Annotated in this window: 7 protein-coding genes; all 7 read right to left on the reverse strand. The window is 66.9% G+C overall.

The features are described from left to right. Nucleotides 1-663: phosphate signaling complex protein PhoU (phoU, locus tag VFQ05_14120; GenBank protein HET9327899.1), on the reverse strand; the 663-nt coding region annotated here is incomplete at its 3' end. A gap of 20 nt (nt 664-683) precedes the next feature. Then, nucleotides 684-1,433: a phosphate ABC transporter ATP-binding protein PstB gene (gene pstB, locus VFQ05_14125; GenBank protein HET9327900.1), complete on the reverse strand. Its 750-nt coding sequence runs from the start codon at nt 1,431-1,433 to the stop codon at nt 684-686. 121 nt (nt 1,434-1,554) lie between these two features. Continuing rightward, nucleotides 1,555-2,436, reverse strand: a complete 882-nt coding sequence (pstA, locus tag VFQ05_14130; GenBank protein HET9327901.1) for a phosphate ABC transporter permease PstA — start codon at nt 2,434-2,436, stop codon at nt 1,555-1,557. Continuing rightward, nucleotides 2,414-3,406, reverse strand: a complete 993-nt coding sequence (gene pstC, locus VFQ05_14135) for a phosphate ABC transporter permease subunit PstC (protein ID HET9327902.1) — start codon at nt 3,404-3,406, stop codon at nt 2,414-2,416. The genes pstA and pstC overlap by 23 nt, the downstream gene beginning before the upstream one ends. Nucleotides 3,407-3,409: 3 nt before the next feature. Then, nucleotides 3,410-4,456, reverse strand: coding sequence for a phosphate ABC transporter substrate-binding protein PstS (gene pstS / locus VFQ05_14140; GenBank protein HET9327903.1), 1,047 nt, complete (start codon nt 4,454-4,456; stop codon nt 3,410-3,412). A gap of 14 nt (nt 4,457-4,470) precedes the next feature. After that, nucleotides 4,471-5,670, reverse strand: coding sequence for a hypothetical protein (locus VFQ05_14145; protein HET9327904.1), 1,200 nt, complete (start codon nt 5,668-5,670; stop codon nt 4,471-4,473). A gap of 218 nt (nt 5,671-5,888) precedes the next feature. Further along, a partial coding sequence (locus tag VFQ05_14150; protein ID HET9327905.1) for an ATP-binding protein occupies nt 5,889-6,069 on the reverse strand: 181 nt, incomplete at its 5' end.

The raw sequence follows: 6,069 nt of genomic DNA on the forward strand, positions 1-6,069 counted from the left end.
GACCTGCTCCTCGACGTTGTGCTTGATGATACGGGCTTCGGTGATGAAGACCACCTCCTCGGCGATGTTGGTGGCGAGATCGGCCACGCGCTCGAGGTTGCGCGCCACCAGGATCAGGTCCATCGCGCGGGTGATGGTGCGAGGATCCTCGATCATGTAGGAGATCAGCTCGCGGAACACCTGGCGATTGAGGTTGTCGACTTCGTCGTCGCGCTTCACCAGCGTCCTGGCCGTCGCTCCGTCGCGACGAACGAACGAGTCGAGCGCCTCGCGCAGCATGCTGGCCGCCAGGTCGGCCATGCGCGGGATGTCCACCAGCGGCTTGAGCGGCGGCTCGCCCGAAAGCCTCTGGGCAGATTGCGCGATGTTGACCGCGTGGTCGCCAACTCGCTCGAGATCGTTGCAGATCTTGAGGGCGGCGGTGATGAAGCGCAGGTCCACGGCCATTGGCTGGCGCAGAGCCAACAGGCTCACGCAACGCTCGTCCACGTCGATCTCGAGCCGATCGATTGCGTTGTCGTCGGTGAACACTTCCTCGGCGAGCTTGCGGTCGCGGCGCTTCAGCGCCTCGACCGACTTCTGGACGATCGCCTCGGCCCGTCCTCCCATCTCCAGGAGCTCCTCCTTGAGGGCCTGGAGGTCCTGATCGAAATGCCTCTGCACTTCGGGTCCTCCTTGCCGGCTCAGCCGAAGCGGCCGGTGATGTAGTCCTCGGTCAGCTTCTCCCTGGGGCTCGTGAACATGTGCGCCGTGTCGTCGTATTCGATCAGCTCGCCGCTGAGCATGAAGGCGGTGCTATCGGAAACGCGCGCGGCCTGCTGCATGTTGTGGGTGACCACCACGATCGTGTAGGTGCGCTTGAGGTCGAGGATCAGCTCCTCGATCCGGGCGGTCGCGCTCGGATCGAGCGCCGAGGCCGGCTCGTCCATCAGCACGACTTCGGGCTCGACCGCGAGGCAGCGCGCGATGCACAGACGCTGCTGCTGTCCGCCCGACAGCTGCAGCGCCGACTTGTCGAGCCGGTCCTTGACCTCGTCCCACAGCGCGGCTTGGCGCAGCGCCTGCTCGACACGTGCTTCGACTTCCGTGCGGTCGCGAAGTCCCAGCAGCCGCAGCCCGAAGTCGACATTGGCGAAGATCGACTTCGGGAAAGGATTGGCGCGCTGGAACACCATCCCGACCCGCCGCCGAAGCTCCACCACGTCGGTGTCGCGCGTCGTGACGTCGCGCCCGTCGATGAGGACTTCCCCCTCGGTGCGCACCCCGGCGATCAGGTCGTTCATGCGGTTGAAGGAGCGGAGCAAGGTGCTCTTGCCGCATCCCGACGGCCCGATGATCGCGGTCACGCTGCGCGCGCGAATGTCGAAGCTGATGTTCTTGAGCGCGTGATGCGCGCCGTAATACAGGTTGAAGGCGCGCGTCGCGATCGGGATCTCCGGCGGCCCCGCTTTGGTCTGAGGCCGCTCGCTGACCGGCTTGGGGGGCGCGATCGCCGGCTTGGGCGGAGTGACCTTCACTCGCGTATCCACCGTCAAGAAACCCCTCCCCCCGCTGTCATCGGCGAGGCACGCGGCGAACGGTGAACCGAACCAGGGCCGACACCAACGTCACCAGCACCAGCAGCACCGATGCGGCCGACCATGCCTGGCGGTTCCAGTCATCGTATGGAGCGCGAGCATAGTCGAAGATGTAGACCGGCAGCGACGCCATGGGCTGGGTGAGTGAGAGCGACCAGAACCGGCTGCCGAGCGCCGTGAAGAGGAGCGGCGCGGTCTCGCCGGCCGCGCGCGCGAGGGCCAGCAGCACCGCGGTCAGCACCGCCGGCGCGGCGGCCGGAAGGACGACCTGCTGGATCACCCGCCAGCGCGGTGCGCCGAGCGCCAGTGCCGCTTCGCGGTAGGAGCGCGGGACCAGACGCACGACTTCCTCGGTCGAGCGCACGATGGTCGGGAGCATGATGATGGCGAGCGCGACGCCTCCGGCGAGGCCGGAGAAGTGGCCCATGGGAACCACCACCAGACCGTAGGCGGCGACGCCGATCACGATCGACGGCACGCCGCTCAGCACGTCGGCGGTGGTGCGTACGAGAGTCCCGAGCCGGCCGTTGCCGTGCTCGGCGAGGAACAGTCCCGCACCGACGCCGATTGGCACCGAGAGTCCCGTGCCGAGCAGGACCATCAGCGCGGTCCCGACGATCGCGTTGGCCACGCCGCCTCCGGTCTCGCCGACCGGCTTGGGGAGATTGAAGAAGAACTCCGCCGTCATCCCGGGAAGCCCGAGACGGAGGACGTGGTAGAGGATCAGCGCGAGCGGGGAGATGACGATCAGGGCGGCGACGTAGCAGGCCACCGTCGAGCCGCGGTCGAAGAGCCGCCGCTGGAGTGACGGGCCGTGGGCCACGAGCGGAGCGAGTTTAGGCGGCGCCGGCGACGTCACGTCGTCCTCCCGTGCTCCAGATCACCAGCACTCGCGCGAAGCTGTTCACCAGCATGGTGACCATCAGCAGCACGAACGCGATCTCGATCAGCGCCGACAGGTGCAGCTTGGTGGTCGCTTCGCTGAACTCGTTGGCGATGACGCTCGCCATGGTGGCGCCAGGCGCGAGCAGCGAGGCCGAGATGCGGTTCGTGTTGCCGATCACCATCGTCACCGCCATGGTCTCCCCGAGCGCGCGGCCGAGCGCCAGGATCACCGCTCCGAGGATGCCGGGGCGCGCGACGTCGAGCGTCACCGCGATGGCTTCGGCGCGAGTCGCTCCCAGAGCCAGCGCCGATTCCCGCAGCGCGCGCGGCATCGAGAGCAGGATCTCGCGTGAGATCGAGACGATCGTGGGCAGGATCATCACGGCCAGGACGATGGCCGCATTGAGCATCCCGATTCCGAAGGGGAATCCCCGGAAGAGCGGCAGGAACCCCCAGTGGGCGATCAGCCACGGCTCGATGTTGGCGCGCAGGAAAGGCGCGAGCACGAACAGGCCCCACAGTCCGTAGACGATGCTCGGGATCGAGGCCAGCAGCTCGACGATGAAGGCCACGGCCGAGCCGACCCGCGGGGGCGCCAGCTCCGAGAGATAGACCGCCGTTCCAAGCCCGAGCGGAAGCGCCAGCAGCAGCGCGAGCGCCGAGGACATCAACGTCCCGTACAGATACGGCAACGCGCCGAACCGTTCCGCGACCGGATCCCACTCGGTGCTCATCAGGAACCGGAAGCCATAGGCCCGCATCGCAGGCAGAGCCCCGGAAAGGGCCTCCCAGGCGATCAGCAGCACGGTGGCCAGAACCGTGAGCGCCAGGATCTGGAGCAGACGATAGTGCGCGGCGTCCGCCCACGGATGGGATCGCCCTCGCGCTCGCAGGCGGGGAATCACGGCCTCGATCGGCCGCACCGCGCCAACGCCCTCCGCCATGGCTTAAGGAATGGCCTTCCTGCCGCTCGACGTGAGCGTCTTCAACGAGGCCTCGTTCAGCGCGACGACCGCCTCCGGGAGCCGCGCGTAATCCAGCGCCTCCGCGTGCTGCTGGCCGTCGTGGATCGCCCAGTCGATGAAGTTCGCGAGCGCCTTCTGCTTGGCGGCGTCCTTGCTGTCCTGATAGACGAGCAGGAACGTCAGCCCGGCGATCGGATACGCGTCGCCTTTCCCGCCGTTCACGATCGGGGTGCGCACGTCCTTCGCCAGCGCGGTGGCGGCGGACGCCACCGCCGAGGTGGTGCTGGAAAGGGTCGGCTCGATGAAGTTGCCGGCCCGATTGCGAACTGCCGCCGTGGTGATCCTGTTCTGCTTGGCGTAGGCCAGCTCGACGTAACCGATCGATCCCGGCGTCTGGCGGACCAGTCCCGCGACGCCCTCGTTGCCCTTGCCGCCCACGCCCGCCGGCCACGACACCGCGGTGTTGGCGCCCACCATCTCCTTCCACCCCGTGTTCACCGCCGAGAGGTAGGTGGTGAAGATGCTGGTGGTGCCGCTGCCGTCCGAGCGATGCACCGGAAGGACCGGCACGGCGGGCAGAGACACTCCGGGGTTCGCCGAGGCGATCGCCTTGTCGTTCCACGTGGTGATCTTGCCCATATAGATGCCGACGATCGCTTCGGGCGTGAGCTTCACCGTGCCCTGGACGCCGGGAAGGTTGTAGACCATGGCCACCGCCCCGGCCACGGTCGGGAAGTGGACGACCTTTCGCGGCATCTCCCGGAGCCGGTCATTGCTGAGCGCCGCGTCGCTGGCGCCGAAGTCGACCGTTCCGGCCTTGAGCTGCTGGATGCCGCCGCCGCTGCCGATCGACTGGTAGTTGATCGCGACACCGGTCTTCGCGTGATAGAGATCGAACCACTTGGAGTAGATGGGATACGGGAACGTGGCACCGGCGCCGGTGAGGCTCTGCGCCACCGCCGGCTGGCACGACGCCATCATCGGCAGAGCCACCGCGGCCCAGAACGTTCGCTGAATGATGTTCTTCATATGTCGAGTTCCTCTCAGGACTGAGGCCTGCTGTATCGGTAGTAGAACGTGATGCGCGCCTGCAGATCGTGCTGCCCCGGCCCCACCGCCGTGCCCTTCTCGATGTACTCCATGGCCTCGATGTTGGGCATGACGTGCACGTCGCGGAACGGCTGCCAGTCGACGCCCGCGATCCACAGACGCTGATCCACGCGATTCGAGGCCCGGTGATTGGGCTCCCACTGGTCGACGCGCGCGAAGGCGGCGATCGTCGGCGAGAGCGTGCCTCGAGCGAACAAGGAGAAGCCGCGCGGCTCCTGGTTGGGCACTCCGGAGCGGTGGTTGACGCGCGACAGGGCCTCGAAGCCGAGCGCGACCCGGCGGAATTCGTATCCGGCAAAGATCTTCCACGTCGCTTGGTCCTGGTTGATCGCGGCGCTGTCCGGGGACAGCGGCGCCGCCGTGTCCAGGTTGACCCGGACGCCCTGGTAGTCGACGTAAGGCTCGAGCCGGAGCTCGCCGATCCGGACCGGCAGCGTGAAGTAGAACTTCTTGTAACGATCGGTCTCGGGCCGCTGGCCGGTTCCGGTGCCGATCATCGCCGTATAGCCGAGCCGGTGGTTCGGATCGGCGAATCCCTTGAGCGAGATGCCAAGGTCCGAGGAAGACGCCAGGCCGCGGAAGTCAGCGATCGTCTTTTCGATCGAGCGATATCCCCAGAACTCCTCGCTGTTCTCCCAGGTCGGCGTGTTGATCATCCCGAAGAAGAAGTCGGCGCGCGGCAGGACGCTCTTGGCCAGGAGATAGGCGTTCTTCAGGTACGCGCCGATCTTGCCGTCACTGGTGAGCGCCCGGCTGTCCAGCTCGAGCCTGAAGCGGGTCGCGTATTTGATCGAGAGATCGTTGTCGAGCTGGAAATAGATGCGGCGAATCAGCAGACCGTTCAGGTCCTCGGTGATTGGCCGGATGCCGTCGATCACCACGTTGCCGGCATCGACTCCCGCCGCGTTGTAGACGTGAGTCGGATCCCCGGACACGTTGTAGTAGAGGTCTCCGAACAGGTATCCGGTGATCCGGCCCCTTGGAAAGTCCGGCGGCGTAGTCGGTGTCGGCGGCGCCTGGTGGCTGGGCGCGGCCGCGGTGTCCGGCGACGTGCCGCTGGGCTGCGCGAAGCATGGGACTGTGGCGACCACCGTCCCGGCCAGAAGTGCCGGCCAGAGGCCACGTGCCTTCATCGGGCTTCCTCCATGGTAACGGCGGAGCCGGCCGGTTGATCCGGCTCGGCCGACCGCTGACTTCCTGGAAGGACCCTATGCGCCGTCGCGTTGCCGAAAACTCAACGCCATGTTTCCGTGGGGTTAATACGGGTTGCCGGAGATCGCGCGCTCACTGGCTGCGCTCGGTGGTGGAGCGCAAAGGGCGCTTCAAGATCTACAGCACGACGGACTGAGTCTCACGTGGCTCGGCGCGGCAGCTCGAAGCGGAACGTGCTGCCCTGACCGACCGCGCTCTTCACTTCGATGACGCCGTCGTGGAGCGCGAGAATGTGCTTCACGATCGAGAGTCCGAGGCCGGTTCCGCCCTTGGCGCGCGAGCGCGCCTTGTCGACGCGGTAGAAGCGCTCGAAGATCCGC

It is taken from the genome of Candidatus Eisenbacteria bacterium, from assembly GCA_035712145.1.
GTDB lineage: Bacteria > Eisenbacteria > RBG-16-71-46 > RBG-16-71-46 > RBG-16-71-46 > DASTBI01.